The organism is Methanosarcina sp. WH1, assembly GCF_000970005.1.
Classification (GTDB): Archaea; Halobacteriota; Methanosarcinia; order Methanosarcinales; family Methanosarcinaceae; genus Methanosarcina.
Window position 1 is genome coordinate 1,479,217 of the sequence record NZ_CP009504.1, and the last position, 19,451, is coordinate 1,498,667.

A 19,451-nucleotide genomic window follows, 5' to 3' on the forward strand; every position below is an offset into this window, starting at 1 on the left:
AATAAAATGGCAGATATTGAAGGATTGCTCCACGAAATTGCCGATGCGGTAATCTCCTGTAAACAAGAAAAAGTTCTCGAAGAGGTTGAAAAAGCAAAGGCTGAGCTCCCACCGGAAGAAATCATTGAAAAAGGGCTTTCAGCAGGCATGAATCAGGTAGGAATTCTCTTTGAGAGAGGGAAACTCTTCCTGCCACATGTGATGATGGCAGCCGATGCAATGACAGCAGGCGTTAAACTGCTCGAAGAGAGCATGCCGACAGGTACCCGGGAAAAGAAGCCCGGAGTAATTGTAAACGGGACTGTTGAAGGCGATGTACACGACATAGGCAAGTCGATCGTCTCAACCATGGCTGCAATCTGCTGGTTTTGAAGTCCACGACATAGGCAGGGATGTTCCTATCCGGAAGTTTGTCCAGAAGGCAAAGGAACTCCTGCTTTGAACCCCTAAATTTCAGTTTAAATTTAACAGGTTTTGTTCAAAAAAGGAGGAAAAAATGGTAATTGAGTATGCTCTGAGGATGGGAGATGGAAAGAGAGTTTTCCTTACCAGAGAAAAAATTTTAAGCGAAATCGAAGCCGGCTCTGGAAACGCTGCAGACCTTGGAGAAATCCCCGATCTTGGTGCTGATGAAATCGACAGGCTTGCAGAAATCCTTATGATGCCCGGAAAAGCCGTCAGCGTTGAACATGGCATGGAAGTGCCTGTAACTCACGATATAGGCACAATAAGGCTTGATGGAGACCAGGGCAACAGTGGAGTTGGAATTCCTTCCAGTCGGCTTGTGGGTTGCATGACGCATGAGAGAGCCTTTGGAGCCGACACAATGGAACTCGGACACATTGATTACAGTTTCAAGCCGGTAAAGCCCGTAGTCGCAAACGAGTGCCAGGCAATGGAAGTCTGCCAGCAGAACATGATCATCCCGCTCTTTTATGGGGCAATGCCAAACATGGGGCTTTATTATACTCCTGACGGGCCCTTCGAAAACCCCGGGGACCTTATGAAAGCCTTCAAGATCGATAAGGCAAAAAATTCCATGGAACATGCAGCCGAACATCTTACAAGGGATACGGTCTGGGTTATGCAGAAGCTCTTTGCCTCAGGGGTAGACGGGGTCAACTTTGATACAACTGCAGCAGCCGGAGATGCGGATATGTACGGCACACTCAATGCAGTTGAAGTCCTGAGGGCTCATTTTCCGGAAATGTATATTGAAATGGGCATGGCAGGTGAAATGGTGCTCGGGATGCACGGGGAACTGGAGTACGATGGAGTTCGCCTTGCCGGACTCTGGCCGCATGAACAGGCACCTCTGGCAGCAACAGCCGGTGCAAACGTCTTTGGTCCCGTGGTCAACACCAACACAAGCAAGACCTCAGCCTGGAACCTGGCACGGGCTGTCACATTCATAAAAGCGGCAGTAGAAGCGTCTTCAATTCCCTGTCACGTGAACATGGGTATGGGTGTAGGCGGAATCCCCATGCTTGAAACTCCCCCGGTAGATGCGGTTACAAGAGCAAGCAAGGCAATGGTTGAGATTGCCGGCGTAGACGGCATATAGATCGGGGTCGGCGACCCGCTGGGGATGCCGATTTCCCACATAATGGCGTCGGGGATGACTGGGATCAGGGCTGCAGGCGACCTCGTTGCAAGGATGGAGTTTTCAAAGAACATGCGCATCGAGGAGGCAAAAGAGTACGTGGCAAAGAAGCTTAACGTTGAAACATTGGACCTCTCAGACGAACATGTCATGAGAGAACTCCGTGAAGAGCTTGACATTGGTGTCATCACCTCCGTGCCAGGAGCTGCAAAGGGCATTGCTGCAAAGATGAACATCGAAAAACTGCTCGATATAAAGATCAACTCCTGCGAAACTTTCAGGGCACAGATTGCCTGAAACGGGTTCTTAAAGAGAAATTTTGAAAACAGGTGATTTTTTTGAAAGATAATACCCCCCAATCTAAATCTCAAATCGACTGGCAGTATGCAGAGGAATGCGACAGAGCAAGCTGTGACTTGAAAGGACTTGAAAGGTCCATTGACTGGAAACAGGGGCTTGCAATTGCCCTCGGCGTCCCTTTACTGATCCTGCCCTCAATAGGCTATTTTACAGGTTACGTCTGGGCTTTTTCAATAGCTGTATGGGGCCTGACCATTTTCCTGGGCTTTTTCCAGAACCTTGCATTCGGAGAGCTTGCAACTGTCTTTCCGAAGGCATCCGGCCTGCCAGGATACACACAGACCGTTTTTGGCTCGAATTCAAACAAACACAATAAAGGAAAGTTTAAGTTAGGGAAATTCATTGGCGGTTTCAGTGCCTGGAGTTACTGGTTCGGCTGGAGCCCGGTGCTTGCAATCTATGCAATCCTTATCGGAAGTTATCTCAAGGGTCTTATCCCTGCCTTTTCAGCCATTCCTGAGACCCTGCTCTCCTTACTGGTCGGAGCTGTGATTTTCGGGTCTCTTGCCGTTATAAACTCAAAAGGGCTCAAGAACGGAGCAAGGGCTGGATACATCCTGGCTGTTGTTTCCCTGATTCCTCTTATCGTTATTACCATCGCCCCGTTTCTTACGGGAGACTTCCACCTTGCTAACATCACAGGCTCCTGGTTCCCAACGGACTGGACCTGGGATCTGAAACACATCCTTATCCTCTTCGGGATTTTCGCAATGGCTGAATGGAGTGCCTGTGCCTGGGAAACCGCAGCAATTTACGGCCCCGAATATAAGAACCCGAATACTGACACTCCAAAAGCGCTGCTGGTCTGCGGAGGAATCTGCCTTGTGCTCTATGTGCTGGTCCAGACCTCGGTTATAGGCACGCTCGGAGTTGAAGGTGTGCTTTCCGAACCCGTATCTCCGATGCTTCCTATTGCCAACCTCACGCTTGGCACACTTGGGGCTTCAATTGCAATTATCATGCTTGTAGGGGCAATGCTCCTTATCATCCAGACTGCATTCCTCTCCTCGGCAAGGTCAATCTACTCGATGTCAGTTGAAGGCAACCTACCCTCATTCCTGAGCAAATTGAACTCCCACGGGCACCCTATGAACGCAATGATTGCCGACGCCCTGTTTAACATGGGCCTTATCCTGCTCGGGACCCCGACCGCAATTCTGGCAGCTTCTGCAATCGGATATATCTGTGCAAATGGGATAAGCCTCTATACCTACGTAAAGGTAAGAAATGACCCGGAACTCTCAAAACTGGACAGGCCCTTTAAAGCCCCGAAAGGCTGGAAAAACATAGCACTGGCAACTGCCATTTTGAATATCCCCTTCTTCCTTGTGGGTATTGTATACCTCAACAGCCTCGAACTTGGCTGGGCTACAACCGGAATCGGTTTTTCAGTACTCTGTCTCTATATTCCGCTCTGGTTCTATTCCCAGAAAGAGACAAAAAAATCAACTGAAGCAAAAGAAACAAAAGCTGCAGAAAAGGAAGCGGTTTTAGCCGAAAGTTCTGCATGAAAACTGAAACTTCAGCATGAGAAGGTCCGGGACCATTCCCTGGAGATTTCGCGATCCCAGGTAGCAGTTTCTGACCGCAAATTCAACCGGAACAGGAATGTTCCGGGTTCTCTTATTTTCAGGTTCTCTTATTTTCAGGTGCTCCCTGATTAATGATGTTCTTTGATTACCTGGTTGATATTATTCAGAATATCCGAAGCTGGAGTCGTTTGTTTTTTCTTATGAGTCTTATAGGACTGAAAACATCTCTTTTGCCCCGGGAGAAAAATAGTAACAGGTTAATTCATGCTGGTATTTAAAGAGAAACGGAATTCAGAAAGTCTTCCAGACCCGAAAAACGCTTCCCAATACCCTGAACGTTATTTAATTCACAGGTAAATATAGGGCGCCTCCGCCAGCTTGTCTGGCGGTCCGTTGAAAAAAAAGAAAGAAGTCGAAGGGAAAAAGAAGTGAACGGGAAGAAGACAGAAGAAACTTGAAAAAGGTTACTTATCATATAGAGTAATTCTGTTTTGTTCATCCTTACTATTTTTCGGGATAATTCATCGACAGGATTTTTCTGCCGCTTTTATTTTGATTTTTCTGGCTCTTCGCTATTTCGAGTGGGTAATTTATATTCATATTCCAGTTTGTGAGCAACACATATTAAATTTAAAAACATTTCTTGTATAAAATCACAGACAAGATCGATGTTTATATTTTTGGAACAGAAACTTTCCAACTATATAGTAATTTTTAACCCATACAAAACAGCGAAGAGCCATTTTTCTTCTTTTTTAACTTCATCGGAATGGCCGCTCTTCGAGCGTGACAGGAACGACCCGATATAGCTAATAACGTTGCACTGGTGAATTATTTGTAATTCAGTCCTCCTGAGCGAATCTCAGCTAAAACCCATCAAATAGTCCTCTTGTGTAAAGCTCACTACTAAAAACCAAAAAGTAGTCCTCTTGAGCGCATTTCATTATTAACATTCACAAACATCCATAATTTAGTCCCCTGAGCAAAGCTCACTGATAAAAACCTATAAAGTAGTCCCCTTGAGCGAAGCGAAAAGGACCTCGTGCTGTTGCACTTGCAGTGCAACTCCCAGAAAATCTTCGATTTTCTGTGATCCCGAAGCGAAACTCGGGCGAATCGCAATTCGGGTGGTAGAGCGAATAATGTTGTACGGGTAAGAGTTCTAAATTTCGAGCCAATGTTTTTTTATTCAAAAACATCGACCTTTTAATGGAGTATAACCTGATTAATTGGTTGGTATTACTTCATAATGGCCGAGAATAGCATCTCTTGTTCTTTCTTTTCACGCGCCGCGCTTCGCTTGAACCTGCCTTCGTACGTAGATATAAACGAACTCAATAGCCGGGATGGGGTTTCTAATACTAGAATATCAACCATGGAGCCGGAGGCAATCTTTCAGCTCCTGCTTTTATTTATTCTATCAGTAATCAGTCCTTAATAACAGAGAATAGAAACTAAAGAAAAATAATAGTAGCAGAAAATAAAGCAGCAGAAAAATAAGAATCGAAGAAAAGTAAGAATCGAAGAAAAGTAAGAATCGAAGAAAAATAAGGAGTGTAAAATCAGGATGAAGAGGGATTGACTGATTATTCCAGCATCCACTTCCATACAGAATTAATAATTATTCTTTTCTTTTCCCCGTCTTTGCCCGAGATCTCCATGACTCCTTCATCGTCCATGGTAAGGATAAGCCCCTCGTTAAGCCCGTATTCTTCCATGGCTGCCATAAGTCCGAGAACCTCCCGTTCTCTTACTGCCGGGCTTCCGAAGTAGACCGAGACCTGAATCGCAGCCTTAACAGCCTGGCTATCTGTTTCGATTATAAGGAAATCACATTCTCTCCTGTCCCGGAAATATGAGACCTGCTTGCCCTGCCTGAGCAGTTCAAGAAACACAAGGTTTTCAAACCTTAATCCCAGGCTGTCCGGATAATTGGGATATACGGTCTTGAAGAAACCCGTATCTCCGGCATAAACTTTGCATGGGACATCTTTTTCTTTCCCGTTTTCAGATAAGTGGTTAAACATGGGAGTCCTGTACAACAAAAAAGCCTCTTCCAGATAGTCAAGGTAGTTGCGGATAGTATCCTCGTTATCTATCCCACTCACTTTTTTCAGTGTGTCAAGTGAGTATTCCGATGCCATGTTTGAGATAAGGAATACTGCAAGTCTTTTCAGTCCTTCTGCGTCCTGAATATTATGCCTGGCAATAACCCCGGTCTGCAGGGTTTCCTCAAAATACTTCCGGGAAAGTGTGGGATTTCTATCTTTTATTACGCCAGGATAGCCGCCATTGTCGAAATAATGCAGGAACAGGCACAGCATTTCATCGCATCTGGAAGGTGTGAGAAAGTTAGGCTTTGGGACCCTGAGCCCTTTTAGAGTCAGGTATTCTTTAAAGGAAAAAGGTAAAAGTTTGAGGATCCTGTTTCTGTCTGCAAAGAGTGAAGTAACCTCCTGACTCAGGATATTTGCGGAAGAAGAGGTTACAAAGACCCTTGCTCCTTTTCTATTAAGCCTGTCAACCCAGCTTTCCCAACCGGGGACATTATGAATTTCATCAAGGAAATAGTAGACAGCTCCTTCTGCATCCGGGGCTTCATAAGGTTCTTTTTCATTTTCATTCGTTTTTGTGTAAACTTCAGTCGCAATTTCCTCAATTTCCTGAAAACATTCAGGTTCTAATTCTTCAAACCTGCTGTCTCCAAAATTAATGTAAACCTTCCCTCCATGCACAAGACTTGCTACATACTTTAAGAAGGAAGTCTTGCCCGAGTGTAGCGGACCATAAATCAAATTGATCTCACGCCCGTCCAGGCAGGGGGATACTGGAATGTTGCGCAGGATTAGATTAGAGGGGCTTTGGAAAAAGATTTTGTGGTCAAGAACCAGGGAAAGAATTTTGAGTCTTTGCATATGATCAAGATAGTTTGGGTGGTAAAACTATATAGTTTTTCTGGCAGAGACTACATGTCCTGAAAAAAGTTGAATGTGTGTGATTCTTAAAAAAGCAAAAATAAAGTAGTATTTCTAATTTAACGGGTGATGAGTGGTGAAGTAATGTGATTTCCTTGACATCTACTGGAGGAAAAATACTTTTTTGGCTGCAAACCAATTTAAATTTCGGCAAATAAAATAAAATTGCCTCATATTTGATAATAACAATGTAGAAGTTTTAAGATTAAAAATAATTTTTTTTAAATAGATTACATAACAGGACAAGGTTGATTGAATGCGATTATACTTGGATAATCTTTTACATATGTCGGTGTGACAAAAATATATAGTTTTATTGATTTTCCGGAACCTATCCGGAACTCTTAATCCTTTTCAGGCTCATATATCGTTTTCTGTCTTCCGTATCTTACACACACAAAATACTTTTTCTTTATATGAAAAAGCATAAAACCCCTAAACGAAAGACTCGGGGGTTTTACGCTGCATTCTATAAAAGGTGTCCGGAAAATTATTTATAATAATAAAAGTCAATCATACTTTGTATTTCTGTGGTAAAGAAATACATGAACAAGTTCTTCGCTATCTTTATGATCATCACTCCATCCTGGCGTTATATGAGCTGGTCGTTTCATAGATGAGCGAAGGACTGCAAGAATATTGGGCAATAGATGATTAGAAAGTGGTAGAGTAAGGCTAAAAGCCTTATATTAGATGCGGTGGAAAGGCAAGACAGGTTTGATGAGGTCGCATCTGTCCAGACTGATGCCTCATAATGTATCGTATGACACGCCTCAATCTTATGCGATACAGGGATACATACATCTGTTTGCCAGCTGTTTTTAGCCTTTCCACTATTTCTGCCGAATTCTGAACTGTTTTTCAGCTTATTTTTGATTTACTACATCCACATAAAATTCGGCATGTCCGCAATCTAAACAAACATGCACTTTAAATTCGCGCATGGGCCCGGTAAAATAACATTCGCTATCAGACTCATAACCTATACGTTCTCCAATTATATGGCCTATATCGAGATTTTCGCTCCCGCATTTTGGACATTTTCCCTTCTTCATTTTGCAACACCCCATGTCATCAAATAATTATATTTGTCATTGAGTAATTATATTTGTCTTCAATTAAATATATTAAATTTGTTGAGGTCCTATTTTATTAGCATTCCCATAAGAGTCTGGGAGCTGAAATGGCTTTTCTCAACCTTATTTATCATTGTTCATTTCTCAAGTCATCTTCTTGACCCTTTAAGAGCTGCTTATTCCTCCAATGGTCAATATGTGACAATAAACAGTTTAAATAAATCTTCAGATTAAATAAGCATAAATATACTATATTATAGAAATAAAAGACGAATGAATAATAAACAGGAAATTAAAAATGAAATATGTCCAAAAAAAAGATAACTAAATCCGGAATATAATACAGGAGGATTTTATGAGAAAACTGAAACTGGGAAATATGTCTGGACTGAGGACCAGGCAGAGTTCACCCTTAACGAAACTGTGCCCCTCATGTAAAGGATGAAGATCCCAAGAAACAGCTTTTCAGCGTATCTGTGGGCTTTCCCGGAGAACACCCTATCGGACACAGGGATGCTGTAATTGAAGAGCTGAAAGCTCAGGGAAAATGGCAGGAAGAAAACCAGACCGAAAATACAGGGATAGCAGAGAAGCAGCCGGTAGATTCAAACTCATCCTCAGATACGAAAAGCATTCCTTTCACAGGCATTTTATGGGCAATTGCAGCAGTAATAGGAATAGTTGTGTATGCTGAAAAGACAAAATAAAAATTATTCTCTTCATTCGGATTATCTGTAATACACCCGGAGTGCTCGAATTAAAAGAAATAAAACTGCATAGCCATCAATTCAAAAAGAGATGATTCCTTGGAAATTGTCTCTTATATTTGAATAGATGACTATAAACTATATTTTTTAAGTTTTAGTTGTTTTTGGACTCAGTAGTTAGCAGCCACTACCGCAGCCACAACCGCATCTTCGTAAGACCATGATCATTATCCGGCTGCGACAGCCGCCGCCATAGCCTCCCCAGCCGCCTCCGCCGCAACCGCAGCCACCACCGTAGCCTGCAAACCAGCCTCCACAGCGACTCCATAAGTTCCTGCCGTATCCAAAGTAGTTATATCCACAACACATTTTAATTACCTCTGTATATTTATCTTAAGATGATTATGAATTCTATTTTTTAAGTTTTAGTTGTTTTCGGATTCAGTAGTTAGCAGCCACTACCGCAGCCACAACCGCATCTTCGTAAGACCATGATCATTATCCGGCTGCGACAGCCGCCGCCATAGCCTCCCCAGCCGCCTCCGCCGCAACCGCAGCCACCACCGTAGCCTGCAAACCAGCCTCCACAGCGACTCCATAAGTTCCTGCCGTATCCAAAGTAGTTATATCCACAACACATTTTAATTACCTCCGTGTATTTTTTTCATCATTTTCATACTCATGCTTGCATATTAAAAATAACAATTTCTTTATAATTTAATTTCTATACTTTCAAAGGTGTATATCTGTCGATTTAAACCCCTTTATCAACCCCCAATAAGTATTGCACTCCTGGCAATTTTTAAAACCTCCCCGTGCTGATTTTCATTTCTGATTTTCATTTGGAGAGTATCAGATTTGATTTTAATTGCCAGAGAGTATATGCAAATAATAATAATACCAATAATAACTACTGATTATATAAAATGACTAGAATAAATTGTTCTAATCATTTGATAGTCTCCGAAAATCTGGACAAATATACGGCTGAAATCCAGTATTTGGAGTAAGGGATTGTTTTTAATTAGTTCAAAAATATAAATAAAGTAAGAACACACAATCAACTGCCGTTGCATCATAACAAAAACAATTAATAACTTCTGTTTCGGCCTGGTCAAGATAATAATCCTCTACAGTGACCATTTTAAAGTAGCCGGTGCGATCATTAAAAATATATACAGTCGGTCATGATTTAAAAATGAGCAAAAATCTTGCAGAGATCGCATTTAAGCTGAAAGTATCGAACACTTCCAGAATGGAACAATGAAAGAAAAGTGAATAAGAAGCTCAAATGGAGTAAGCCGTCTTATACCTATACTGGAATTCCTGAAAACAAAATTTAAAATTTACAACTGCTAAATTTAGAAGAATAAACATACATAGCCATCAATTCAAAAAAGACGATTTCCTGGAAATTGTCTCCTATACTTGAAGAGATGACTATGAATTCTATTTTTTAAGTTTTAGTTGTTTTCTGGCTCAGTAGTTAGCAGCCGCCACAACCACGTCTGTGCCAGCGCCTGCGCCACCAACCACCACAGCCGCAGCCACCACCGTAGCCATAGCCTCCGCCATAGCCGCAGAGGCCGCCAAGCCATCCGAGGTTCCAACTTCTGCCACATCCAAAGTAGTTAAATCCACAACACATTTTACTTACCTCCGTGTATTTACCTTGCATTCCTGAAAACGAAATTTTCAACTACTAAATTTAGAAGAATAAACATACATAGCCATCAATTCAAAAAAGACGATTTCCTGGAAATTGTCTCCTATACTTGAAGAAATTGTTTCCTATACTTGAAGAGATGACTATGAATTCTATTTTTTTAAGGCTTCTTAGTTGTTTTCGGGCTCAGTAGTTAGCAGCCGCCACAACCACGTCTGTGCCAGCGCCTGCGCCACCAACCACCGCCGCAGCCACAGCCACCACCGTAGCCACAGCCTCCGCCATAGCCACCAAGGCCACCAAGCCATCCGAGGTTCCAACCTCTGCCGCATCCAAAGTAGTTAAATCCACAACACATTTTACTTACCTCCGTGTATTTACCTTAATCTTTTCATGTTCATAGTTGCATATTGAAGAAAATAAATTCTTTAAAATTAAATTTATGTACTTTTAATTGTGTGTACCAATTGTGTGTACCTGTCGATAAACCCCCCAAACTCCTTTATCAACCTCCAATATATATCGTACTTCCGGCAATTTTTAAAACCATTCTTCATACTGATTTCATTTGGAGAGGAGCAGATTTGATTTTAATTGCCTGAAAGCCTATAATTTAAATAATAAATAATAAATTATATAAAAAGAATAGAATAAATAGTTCTTAACATTAAATAGTCTTCGAAAATCCTAACAAATACCCGGCTGAAATTGCAGGTTTACTTTTTTATTAATTTAAAATTATAATTCTTAAAAACTCCCTATAACATCAGGGCATTTAGTCTTTAATTAATTATTTAGGCAAGAAATAAAGCTTTAAACGATAAATAATCTATATTTTGTGACTAAATTCATCTAAAATTCCTAAAAATGGCTAATTTTGCTGAAAAAACATAATAACACTTTCAAATATTAAACATTAAAACTTCAGCCTTTTTCTTCAGAAAATATGTTCCTATAGAAGTGAAGGATGGGATAAAAAAGTTTTCGATTCGTTCCATTTCATTTTCCAGCTCTGCTTTTTCATACCTGATTATTTGATTTATGCATGCTTTTAAATAAAATCCAGCAAATTGAAAAAAGAAAAAATTATAATAGTTAAGTATAATACTTCCATTATAAATCTCTAACTAGTAGAAGAAAGACAGAAAAAGAACAGATAAAGAAACAGAACAGATAAAGAAACAGAACAGATAAAGAAACAGAACAGATAAAGAAACAGAACAGATAAAGAAACAGAACAGATAAAGAAACACGAAAAATAAGGGTTTTAACGGCAGTAACTACCAGGATGGTCACACCAGGAACCCTTAAAAAAGAATGTGTAGCTGTCAACTTATAAAAAGTAAGGACCAATAGCCATCAATTCAAGATATAAAGAATCCATAATTATCATTACATTTTGAAAAGATGGCCAGGGAAACAATTTCTTTTCAGTCTAAGTGGCTAATATTGATCTACACCCGGTGTATTTACCACCAGCAGGCTCCAATATAGAGTTTGGTGCACTCATAATAGAAGACTACTCTGCTGTAGTATAAAGTAAAGTATCCCATTATATATTCCTCCAGATTTTAGTATATTCTTTACTCACTTGTTTCATATATTCCTGTACATTTTTATACAGTTATTGTTAACCCACTTTCAGCTTTATTTTTCACCAGCGAGCTCTCATGTAGAGTTTGGTGCGTTCATAAACTACTTTGTAGTTAGAATAGTAGAGAGTAAAATATCCCATTATATATTCCTCCAGATTTTAGTATATTCTTTACTCACTTGTTTCATATATTCCTGTACATTTTTATACAGTTATTGTTAACCCACTTTCAGCTTTATTTTTCACCAGCGAGCTCTCATGTAGAGTTTGGTGCGTTCATAAACTACTTTGTAGTTAGAATAGTAGAGAGTAAAATATCCCATTTATGTTTCCCTCCAGATTTTTGTATATTCTTTTTTTACTTGTTTCATAAATTCCTGTACATTTTTATACAGTTATTGTTAACCCACTTTCAACTTTATTTTTCACCAGCGAGCTCTCATGTAGAGTTTGGTACGTTCATAAACTACTTTGTAGTTAGAATAGTAGAGAGTAAAATATCCCATTATGTTTCCCTCCAGATTTTTGTATATTCTTTTTTTACTTGTCTTCTATTGCAATTGTCTTGTATTATTCCTGTACGTCATTTGAAAAGAATAGAGTTTTGTGAACTTAGAATAATCTTCCAATGGTATAGATTTCTCCAATCAAATTCTCTATCAACCCCCAACACCAGGACTACACTCATGGCAATTATTTTTAGAAACCAGTCTGGCCATTAATCTCCATTTAATGGCTCACAGACTGAATTTTAATTGCCTCAGAGTATAAATAAAAATATATTCGTAACATATATAAAATCAACAGAATTATCAATACTTACCATTAAATAGCCCTTGAAAATCTGAAAGAAATCCGTGGGAATAAAGAGGCCAACTTATATATTTAAATTATAAGTTATAAATTTGGTAGTGTGCCACTAGAATAAAGCTTTTATCCCTCTTTTCTACAAACAAGGGCAAAGTAAGAGAGTTCAGGAAAAATTAAGGGTAAAACGCATATTAAAATTTGATCTAAAGCTCTAAGGCCTACTAATATAACTGAAAAGAAGAAAAACTCTCTCTATTTATAATCGTTGTAACTTACTTATTTTTAGTTATAAGTATGCTTCTCCCCCGGAGAAAAATTTTTGAACAATTATATTAAAAGAAATATTTTAATTTGTCAGTCCCTCTCACCTTACCATCCGTATAGCAGTTTAGCCCTTCAAATCCCCAGCATCCCGATTAATTCTTTAGCCCAATTAAGCTTCTTTTTCTTAATTGGATTCACCAGAGGGTCTTCAAAATCAAATCCAGCCAGCTTGATACTTTTAGCCCCGAATTCCCGGGCTATAAAAACGCAGCGGTCTCCATCACTGAACCCGCCGAAGTTGTATACTCGATCAAAGGGTCTGGCCTGGGTAGTTGCAATAAAACTCGTGAATCGAGGCACGTATTTTTTCAGCTTATCCCTATTATCCCCATGGGCGTGAATAAGGACTATTGAGCCCCTGGAACAGGCGAGAATCTCTTTCTCGATATCCGCTTCAGAATTGCCGTCAAGGTCGGTACAGATGACTTCAGGCACACGTTCCAGTTCCATAAGGATAGCGGCTGCTCCATCAGCTGCAATTATCACAAAAGCAGAAAGGTCGAGCCTCAAAAGCTCGTTTCTGAGTCCTGGAGCATTTCCACAGACAAGAACGGGCTTTCCTGATATCATATCTTTAAGTTCGGAAAGCTCCACAGTGTTTTTCACAGTCAGTTTTTGGGAAAGGAATCTGGCTGCCTCTTCATCACCTGTACGGTCGAACCCGAAGTCCTCTAAAATTCGTTCATAGATAGGCTCCCAGGCAGCAAAATCCGTATGAATCACTCCTTTCCTGTTTTTCGCTTCTGAACTTAGATTTTCTTACTGAGTTTCGTTTCTAAACTTAATTGCGGAGTAATTTCTTCGCAATTCCCATTTTCATGGCAATGCCTTCGACATCCCAGTCCTTTACAAGGGCTCCGGAAACCTCGACACCGCTGCCCAGGTCAAAGACATTTGCTCTAACTTCTTCTCCAATCAGGTCTTTCAGGGTTTCAACGAGCATTAAGACTCTTTCGTCTTCGATCCGGACAGAGGCATGGATGTCTTCATCCACAACAAGGTCGAGTTCCTTCCGCATGTCCTGCAGCCTGCGGATGACTTCCCTTGCGTATCCTTCAGCTTCGAGTTCGGGGGTGAGATTTGCGTCCACATAAACAAGGCCTGCATCGGATTCCGCGACAGCTGTGCCTTCGGGCAGAGTTTCTTTGTAGTTTGCCATTTCAGGGGTAACCATAACAGTGGTTCCATCGGCCAGGGAGAGCTCGAATTCCCCGGTTTCGGCAAAGGCTTTCTTTAAGGCAAAACCCTCGACTTTCTGCAGGGCAGGGATAACCTTTCCGGCATCCTTCTTGAAGACCGGCCCGATCTTGCCCGGGTCAGGGATAACCTCAAGCCCGAGTTCATCCCAGCTCTCACCAACATCAGTAAGCACAATGGCTTTGGAATTGGTCTGGTCCATAAGGACTGAGCGCAGCCTGTCAACTGCCTTTGCTGCATCCTCGCTTTCAGGGGAGATAATAATTCTGGAAATGGGCCACCTGAGTTTTCTTCCTGCCTTCTGGCGGGCGTTTGAGGCGGCTTCCACAATCGAGCGGACAGTGCTCATGGCTGCTTCAAGCTCAGGGTCAAGATAGGCTTCGTTGACCTTCGGCCAGTCGCACATGTGCACGGATTCGGGGGCTTTCGGGTCCACATTCCGGATCAGGTTCTGGTACATCTCCTCAGCCAGGTAAGGCATGAAGGGGGAGATCAGTTTTGTGATGGTTACATAGACCTCGTAAAGCACACAGTAAGCTGCAAGCTTGTCCGGGTCGTCAGCTTCGGTCCAGGTCCTCGGGCGGATAAGCTGGATATACCAGCGTGAGAGGTCTTCGAGGGCAAACTCCAGGATATCACGGACTGCTTTATGCAGCAGGTACCCGCTCATGGCTTCATCTACAGCTTTTACCACGGACAGGGCTCTTGAAAGAATCCACCTGTCTTCTTCCCGCAGAGCATCTTTTACAGAGTCCAGGTTGACCTTCAGCGGGTCAAATTTGTCAAGCGCCATATACGGAAGTGGGAACCTGAAAACGTTCCAGAGGATGTTAATTGAACGGTGGACAGTTTCTATCTCTTCTATGTTGAACTTCAGGTCATCCCAGGGCGCACTTGATGAAAGCACGTAGGCTCTCAGGGTATCTGCTCCGAATCTATCGATGATGTCCAGAGGGGAAATTACATTTCCAAGGCTCTTTGACATCTTCTTTCCGCCTGCGTCAAGAGTAAAGCCGTGCATGAGCACACTCTTATAAGGCGCCCGCCCAAAGCCAACCATACTTGCTCCGAGCTGGGAATAGAACCAGCCACGGGTTTGGTCATGCCCTTCGGTAATAAAGTCAGCAGGCCACCATTCATCAAACTGATCCTGTGTCTGCGGGAACTTCAGGGTTGCCCAGGAAGCAACAGCCGAGTCGAACCAGACATCAAAAACGTCTTCAACCCGCTTTTTCTCTCCTCCGCACTCACACGGAACAGTGACTTTGTCTACGTAGGGGCGGTGCAGTTCGATATCGCTTTCTATTCCGGCTTTTTCCAGCAGTTCGGCTTTTGTCCCTATTACTTCAAGCTTTCCGCATTTCCTGCATTTCCAGACCGGGATTGGAATCCCCCAGTATCTCTGTCTGGAGATGCACCAATCCCTGGCACCTTCAACCCAGGTCCTGAAACGGGCTGAACCTGCCCAATCGGGGTACCAGTCAACGGCATCGATTTCCTCGAGCATTTTTTCTTTAAGATCGGTAATTTTGAGGAACCATTGTTCGGTTGCCAGGTAGATGATAGGAGTCTTACAGCGCCAACAGTGCCCGTAACGGTGGGTCACGGTCCCCTCGGCAAGGAGCCTGTCGCGCTCCAGGAGGTCCTCAATGACAACAGCGTTTGCGTCTCTTATGTTCATGCCCGCATACTTACCGGCTTCCTCGGTATAGGAACCGCTCGGGCCTACGGGGCAGAAAATTGGCAGGCCGTTTTTGACTCCTACATTAAAGTCATCCATACCGTGCCCAGGGGCAATGTGCACACAGCCGGTGTTTTCTGCGGTTACGTATTCGGCTTCGTAGACATTGTGCTTGAATTCAGCCTGGCGCGGGATCAGGTCCGCAAGGGGGCTCTCGTATTCCAGGCCTGCGACGTCTTCCCCGAGCATGGTCTCAAGGATTTTGTAATTCGTGTACCTGCCCTTCCGGAGCACGTTTTCAATGAGGGGTGTGGCTGCGATCAGGATTTCTTCTTTTCCATCCTGGCGGACTGCCCTGAACTTTGCATATTCAAAGGACGGGTGGACCGCAACGGCGATGTTCGAGGGGATGGTCCAGGGGGTTGTGGTCCAGATCACTATGAAGGTATTTTCCTCTCCCTTGACCTTGAACTTGACATAGATGGACGGATCGGTCCTGTCCGAGTACTCAACTTCTGAGTCGGCAATCGCGGTTTCACAGCGGGGACACCAGTTGACTACACGTTTGCCCACATCAAGGAGGTCTTTTTCATTGGCCTGCTTGAGGGTCCACCAGGCAGCTTCAATGTAGTCATCTTTTAGGGTCATATAGGGTTCTTCCCACTGCATCCAAACCCCAAGCTTCTGGAACTGCTCAGTCATTGCCTGTTTCTGCGTGAGGGCAAATTCCTTGCATTTCTCAATGAAATTCTCTACTCCGAAGCTCTCGATATCCTTCTTTGACTTGAAACCAAGCAAGCCTTCGACCCTGACCTCGATAGGCAGACCGTGCATGTCCCAGCCAGGACGCTCAAGGATGTTGCGGTTATTCATGGAGTAATAGCGGAGAATAGAATCTTTAATGATCTTATTCCAGGCAGTCCCCAGATGGATATGGCCTGTAGTGTATGGGGGCCCGTCAACAAAAAAAAGCCTTTTTCCGGTTTTGCGGTGCTCCCGGGTTTTCCGGTAGGCATCGCTGTCTTCCCAGAACTGCGTTACTTTTTTTTCTATTTGTTCTGCATTGTATTTGGCAGTGATTTCCTTTATCATATGGGAGTCTCCCTGATGAAAAATAAACTGAAGTAAAAGTCGTCGATTCAAGCTCTATACTGCGGCTGACCAACAACTCTTGATAAATTGCTATCCAATAAGTGGTGACAATACTAATACTGACAATACTAATACTGACAAGACTAATACTGACTATTTTAATACTAACAAGCTGCTGCTGGCACGGATAACCAGTAAGCGCTGATTTCAGGATAAATTACTGGTCAACATACTATAACAAACCTCTGACCGGCAAGGTACCGAATTTACGGTAAAGTATATATGCCCTTTATCGACCGTTTATATACTGTACTTCAGACAAATATCTTACGTACAAAATATCCTTATCCGGGAAAGCAGATATGCATCTTTCCGACGGATAAAAGGATCTACTGCATGCCAATCAGTTTATTCAGTAATTACTGTACTTAATTTAAGCTTTATTGTAACAGCAGAAAACCAGTCCATTGTTTTCTTAGCAGAGTTGCGCCACCCGAATTGCGCTTTGGGATCTCAGGAAATCGAAGATTTTCTGGGAGTTGCGATGTAATCGCAACAGTACGCGGTCCTTTTCGCTGCGCTCAAGAGGACTACTTGATGGATTTTAGCAGTGAACTTTGCTCAGGGGACTAAATTATGGATATTTATGGATGTTAATACTAAAGACTGCGTTCAAGAGGATGAAATTAGATAGTTCTGACCCGTACAACGTCATTCGCCTTATCATGTTGTTTCTGTCACGTTCGACGCAGGAGAGCGGCTTTCAGACAAAAAATACGAAAAGAGAAAGAGAAGAACGATAAGCGACAGATAAAAGGTAGAAATTAAAAGAGATACAAAAAAATAAACTACTTGAAGATTGAAAAAATGCGGGACAAAAAAGGAGAGGGTTCTTTCCCCTCCTTAAAGGTCTAAATGTAGAAATAAAGCTTAGCCTTAGAGGAGGTAAAAAGACTTACTACCCTTACTGTGAAGTGAATTCTTAGCATACAAAGCAAATTTTAAAGTATCAAATTTTAAAGTATTAAAGTATATTATTTTACTGCGCCTGTTACAATACCATTTTACGACACAGTTTTACCTTAATCTTCTTACTTTTACTTCAGGGTTCTCCACATTGCAGCAATTCTCTCTATATCAATATGTGTGTAGCCTTCCTCTTTTATAGTCCACTTAAGGCTCAGGACTCCGTCATTACATTCTGCAGCAACTCCCCTGTATGTTGTATTCCCTCCAATGTCAATTTCTACTTCTTTGCCCAGATAATACTTTTCAATGAACTCCTGTTTCATACTTATCAACTCCCAGGTTTTTACCATTCCGGATATAGAAAGACCCGCAGGTGTTTACCAGATAGGTGTTTACCAGATTGTAGTTAGTATCTAGTTAGTGTCAGGGAGGTATATTATAACTAGAAAAACAGAGATTCTGAACACAGATCAGGACATCATAAAAAAAGAAATAAGTTGCCAGGTGTACCCGGCACCCTCATTAAAGTAATCTACAATATTAAAAGTCCAGTAAAACTCCAATAAATTCAAAATCCTGCTCCTGAAGCCTTTTTTTTATCTCACAGGCTCAGATTCCTCGGATTCAGATCCATTTGGTTCCAGTTCACCGTATTTAGATTCACCTGGCTCCAATTCACCGGATTCAGATCCAGATGATACCGATTCACTCAATTCTGTCCCGAACCCTATTTCCGGTTCCCCGGAAAGCTTATCGAAGAAAGGAATATTTGCGTCGACAAACCAGGCTTCAAGGAAACTCAGAAGATGGTACTTCAGGAAAACTGCAAGAGGCACGCTCAGCAACATCAGAGTTACGAAGAGCAGCAACAGTTCTACAATGACGAAGGGAATCAGGAGTATCCAGACCAGGGACTCTGATACGAAAGTCGAGAAGAGGAAATAAAGGACCACATCAATAATAAGAAAAACAATTCCTAGCGCCAGCATCAATAATCCAAACAGGATCACTGCAAAGATAGCTATCCCGATTCCCAGCAGGAACCTGATAAGCCAGTAAACCAGGACTTCTTTCCAGCTTTTCCTGAAATTCCTGTAGACAGTACGGAAAGCCGAAAGAATTCCTGATTCTCTGTAAATGGCAAGGGGAATTGCAAGGCTTAAGAAGGAGCTTACGACTGCCCCGAGCAGGGCAAGCATAATAATTACGCCAAAAAACCAGAACACTCCGCCTATGATGGCAGGAAAGGAAAAATCAGGGGACTCTTTGAGGATTATAGGAACAAAAGGAAGCAAAGACAGTCCAAAGAGTACAAGAAAAACGATCCCCAGGGCTAAACGTATCAGCAGGAGGTTGAAACCCTTGCCCAGGAATTTTTTTGAATAAGCCCAGAAGTGAACCTCATTCTTTACCAGGGCTTCTACAAAAACAAACTCCATGACGCTGGAGATGTAGGAAAAAATCAAAGCTAAAAGAAAAATAAAGGCTATTATTGTAGCTATAATTGCCAGGGGTGCTATAGACTGAATATGGTCAAAGCCAATCCAGGATACGCCAGAAAGAAAGTCAGGCATCCTGCCCGGTTCGATGTTTGGGAAATTGTTTCCGAAATCTTCGGAGCTCATCCGATAGTTGGTGCCTGAGCCTCCGTAATTGTACCCGATATTCCCAAGCAAAAAGATGATGATTGCAAGTTTTACCCATTTCCAGAAATCAAAAGGTTCGAAAAGGGCTGTTTTTGTCCTTGAAACAGCTTTATCTATTGCATCTATCCCGTACCAGCTCATAATATAGAGTTTATTTCGGAAGATAAGTAGTTATCCAGAGAGAAAACATAAGACTTCTCAGGTCCGCGTCAAGTTATC

Annotated in this window: 12 protein-coding genes and 2 pseudogenes; 4 read left to right on the top strand and 10 right to left on the bottom strand. The window is 42.2% G+C overall.

Translation table 11 applies throughout. The annotated features are described in order from the left end of the window. Positions 1-6: 6 nt before the first annotated feature. The 3 genes and pseudogenes from MSWH1_RS06575 to MSWH1_RS06590 form a co-directional block, all read left to right on the top strand. Positions 7-433 (top strand): annotated as a pseudogene (locus MSWH1_RS06575) (B12-binding domain-containing protein); the annotation flags it as partial. Between the two features lie 63 nt (positions 434-496). Further along, positions 497-1,900 (top strand): annotated as a pseudogene (gene mtbB, locus MSWH1_RS06580) ([dimethylamine--corrinoid protein] Co-methyltransferase). Between the two features lie 41 nt (positions 1,901-1,941). Next, a complete protein-coding gene (locus MSWH1_RS06590) occupies positions 1,942-3,474 on the top strand; it encodes an APC family permease (RefSeq protein ID WP_231591911.1) in 1,533 nt (510 codons plus the stop codon). A gap of 1,607 nt (positions 3,475-5,081) precedes the next feature. On the opposite strand, the gene MSWH1_RS06600 is transcribed toward MSWH1_RS06590, so the two are convergent. Both MSWH1_RS06600 and MSWH1_RS06605 read right to left on the bottom strand, forming a co-directional pair. Next, positions 5,082-6,410, bottom strand: a complete 1,329-nt coding sequence (locus MSWH1_RS06600; RefSeq protein ID WP_048127147.1) for an ATP-binding protein — start codon at positions 6,408-6,410, stop codon at positions 5,082-5,084. 926 nt (positions 6,411-7,336) lie between these two features. Further along, positions 7,337-7,540 (bottom strand): hypothetical protein, encoded by a 204-nt coding sequence (locus tag MSWH1_RS06605; protein WP_231585625.1) that lies wholly within the window; start codon positions 7,538-7,540, stop codon positions 7,337-7,339. Between the two features lie 482 nt (positions 7,541-8,022). Here MSWH1_RS06605 and MSWH1_RS06610 point away from each other — a divergent pair, with 482 nt between their 5' ends. Further along, positions 8,023-8,253, top strand: a complete 231-nt coding sequence (locus tag MSWH1_RS06610) for a hypothetical protein (protein WP_052722640.1) — start codon at positions 8,023-8,025, stop codon at positions 8,251-8,253. A 177-nt stretch (positions 8,254-8,430) separates the two neighbouring features. On the opposite strand, the gene MSWH1_RS18880 is transcribed toward MSWH1_RS06610, so the two are convergent. The 8 genes from MSWH1_RS18880 to MSWH1_RS06630 all read right to left on the bottom strand — a co-directional run bounded on the left by MSWH1_RS18880 (position 8,431) and on the right by MSWH1_RS06630 (position 19,373). Next, positions 8,431-8,622: a hypothetical protein gene (locus MSWH1_RS18880; protein WP_156148088.1), complete on the bottom strand. Its 192-nt coding sequence runs from the start codon at positions 8,620-8,622 to the stop codon at positions 8,431-8,433. Between the two features lie 79 nt (positions 8,623-8,701). Beyond that, the gene (locus tag MSWH1_RS18885; RefSeq protein WP_156148088.1) at positions 8,702-8,893 is read right to left on the bottom strand and encodes a hypothetical protein; all 192 of its coding nucleotides are present in this window, start codon (positions 8,891-8,893) and stop codon (positions 8,702-8,704) included. Between the two features lie 846 nt (positions 8,894-9,739). Continuing rightward, on the bottom strand, positions 9,740-9,901 hold the full coding sequence (locus MSWH1_RS18890; RefSeq protein WP_156148089.1) for a hypothetical protein: 162 nt from the start codon (positions 9,899-9,901) through the stop codon (positions 9,740-9,742). A gap of 211 nt (positions 9,902-10,112) precedes the next feature. After that, positions 10,113-10,277: a hypothetical protein gene (locus MSWH1_RS18895; protein ID WP_156148090.1), complete on the bottom strand. Its 165-nt coding sequence runs from the start codon at positions 10,275-10,277 to the stop codon at positions 10,113-10,115. Between the two features lie 2,442 nt (positions 10,278-12,719). Further along, positions 12,720-13,370: a 6-hydroxymethylpterin diphosphokinase MptE-like protein gene (locus tag MSWH1_RS06615; RefSeq protein WP_156148091.1), complete on the bottom strand. Its 651-nt coding sequence runs from the start codon at positions 13,368-13,370 to the stop codon at positions 12,720-12,722. 58 nt (positions 13,371-13,428) lie between these two features. Continuing rightward, complete coding sequence (gene ileS / locus MSWH1_RS06620; protein ID WP_048127150.1) at positions 13,429-16,617, bottom strand: isoleucine--tRNA ligase; 3,189 nt, start codon at positions 16,615-16,617, stop codon at positions 13,429-13,431. 1,097 nt (positions 16,618-17,714) lie between these two features. Further along, positions 17,715-17,909: an MM0924 family protein gene (locus MSWH1_RS06625; protein ID WP_048127151.1), complete on the bottom strand. Its 195-nt coding sequence runs from the start codon at positions 17,907-17,909 to the stop codon at positions 17,715-17,717. A 273-nt stretch (positions 17,910-18,182) separates the two neighbouring features. Beyond that, positions 18,183-19,373 (bottom strand): hypothetical protein, encoded by a 1,191-nt coding sequence (locus MSWH1_RS06630; protein WP_048127152.1) that lies wholly within the window; start codon positions 19,371-19,373, stop codon positions 18,183-18,185. Positions 19,374-19,451: the final 78 nt, after the last annotated feature.

Bases quoted from the DNA above. Each gene is read 5' to 3' on its own strand.
- MSWH1_RS06600 (WP_048127147.1), bottom strand. From the start codon at position 6,410: ATGCAAAGACTCAAAATTCTTTCCCTGGTTCTTGACCACAAAATCTTT.
- MSWH1_RS06605 (WP_231585625.1), bottom strand. From the start codon at position 7,540: ATGGGGTGTTGCAAAATGAAGAAGGGAAAATGTCCAAAATGCGGGAGC.
- MSWH1_RS18880 (WP_156148088.1), bottom strand. From the start codon at position 8,622: ATGTGTTGTGGATATAACTACTTTGGATACGGCAGGAACTTATGGAGT.
- MSWH1_RS18885 (WP_156148088.1), bottom strand. From the start codon at position 8,893: ATGTGTTGTGGATATAACTACTTTGGATACGGCAGGAACTTATGGAGT.
- MSWH1_RS18890 (WP_156148089.1), bottom strand. From the start codon at position 9,901: ATGTGTTGTGGATTTAACTACTTTGGATGTGGCAGAAGTTGGAACCTC.
- MSWH1_RS18895 (WP_156148090.1), bottom strand. From the start codon at position 10,277: ATGTGTTGTGGATTTAACTACTTTGGATGCGGCAGAGGTTGGAACCTC.
- ileS (WP_048127150.1), bottom strand. From the start codon at position 16,617: ATGATAAAGGAAATCACTGCCAAATACAATGCAGAACAAATAGAAAAA.
- MSWH1_RS06625 (WP_048127151.1), bottom strand. From the start codon at position 17,909: ATGAAACAGGAGTTCATTGAAAAGTATTATCTGGGCAAAGAAGTAGAA.
- MSWH1_RS06630 (WP_048127152.1), bottom strand. From the start codon at position 19,373: ATGAGCTGGTACGGGATAGATGCAATAGATAAAGCTGTTTCAAGGACA.